Origin of the sequence: Nostoc sp., from assembly GCF_036917535.1 — a bacterium.
In the GTDB taxonomy this organism is placed as follows: Bacteria; Cyanobacteriota; Cyanobacteriia; order Cyanobacteriales; family Nostocaceae; genus Nostoc.
The window spans coordinates 1-1,542 of record NZ_JBALDA010000101.1 but is presented as its reverse complement, the minus strand read 5'-3'; the positions used below and the strand labels follow the sequence as shown (position 1 = coordinate 1,542).

The 1,542-nt window shown below is 45.5% G+C and carries 2 protein-coding genes; both read left to right on the top strand.

What is annotated here, in order from left to right:
* Window positions 1–378 precede the first annotated feature (378 nt).
* Complete coding sequence (locus V7K56_RS34000) at window positions 379–675, top strand: hypothetical protein (RefSeq protein ID WP_334918085.1); 297 nt, start codon at window positions 379–381, stop codon at window positions 673–675.
* Between the two features lie 34 nt (window positions 676–709).
* Window positions 710–1,267, top strand: a complete 558-nt coding sequence (locus V7K56_RS33995; RefSeq protein WP_334918083.1) for a hypothetical protein — start codon at window positions 710–712, stop codon at window positions 1,265–1,267.
* The last annotated feature ends 275 nt before the right edge of the window (window positions 1,268–1,542 follow it).

Sequence of the window (1,542 nt, the reverse complement as noted above, 5' to 3'; positions counted from 1 at the left end):
AGTCGTGTCTCTTCTTTTACTTGAGATCGAACGATTAATTCCTCTTACACGTAGTTGTGGTTTTGACATCCATATTTACACGTCCAAGATATGAGGATCGCACTCTAAGATGAGGCAGAATGCCTCATCTCAGCATCTTGTCGTTTTCAAAGCTCTCTATGTAGTATTACGGCTTGAATTAGTTTGATTATTTACTTTTGAGATTTCAGCAATATTCTTGTTTTACTGTTATATTTTGCGCTCTTTATTTATCTTTTACAGGTTTATCCGGTTAGGTGCAAGATGTGAGTTGACCAGCTTGTTGAGAAACTCGACGTCTCCAAGCTTGCTTTGCAGATCAAGTGTCCATTCCTGGTCGCAGCAGGTGAGGACGACCAATTGAGCGATTCCCACTATACCTTTGACTTTCTCAACAGCCTGACGGGTGCTAAATCTTTGATCTTCTATGAGGGCGAAGACCACGGTATGCACAAAAGCCGTGCCGGACAGCTAGGACCGGAAGCGTACACAATGGTAGCGGACTGGCTGAGCGATCGCGTGCGAGGGATCGAGGCTCAGTCTATGTATACTGAGGTGGATGCAACTGGCATGGTTCATGTTGAACCGTGGGGTGACCAGCGTGAGTATACCTATGGCATCACGGAGAATACAAAGAAGCTAATCTTTGGCAACTAATTGCAATTATTAACCTTCAGCCAGGAGATTCAAGATGGCAGTAGAACACAAAAATGCAGCTGGGACATTTCCCGATCGCCAACACATCGAGACAGCCCTCAGTCAACTCAAAGCCGCTAATTTTCCCATGCACAACGTCTCAGTCGTTGCCCAGCACGGTGACTCAAACGAGGCGACGCTGAAGCCATTGGAGCCAAGGGTACAGTCTGAAGACCAATTTGCTCGTCACCGCACAATCGAGCGAATTGAGCATGGTGCTTTAGATGCTGGGGGTTGGGGCGGGATTGTCGGTGTTTTAGGAGCTGAACTCGTAACCCTGGCAGTTCCAGGAGTTGGCTCGATTGTCTTAGCCGCAGAAGCCGCTTCTGTGGGACTTGCGACCGGAACCTTTTATGGAGCTGTGGCAGGTGCAATCCTTGGAGGTGCGATCGGAACAAACATCTCAGACGAACAGATAAGGCACTACCGGGAGCGGTTAGCGCAAGGAGAATATCTGATCGTGATTAAGGGAACGAACGATGAAATTCACCAGGCAGAAACAGTTCTGAAGACGCAAGGTGTTCAAGATTGGCTCGTCTTTGACACACTTTAATCCCTTTTTTGTCACTTTCGGGAGAGAATAATCTGGGATGCTTACAGCATAAGACTTTTACCAAAAACCTTGATTTGAAGCATTCTGTTAGAAAATAAACGCTAAAATGCCCGTTATATCTATGGTTGAAGATTTAGGGTTGAAGATTTAGCTTTTATTTTTATTTTCCCAGAGTGACAAAAGCTGTTTACTGACGCGCTCGCTTCCGTTATGGATGGAAGAAACAAAATAAGACGCACCGAAAAAAATTACACTTTTATTGTGTCCTAACAGTT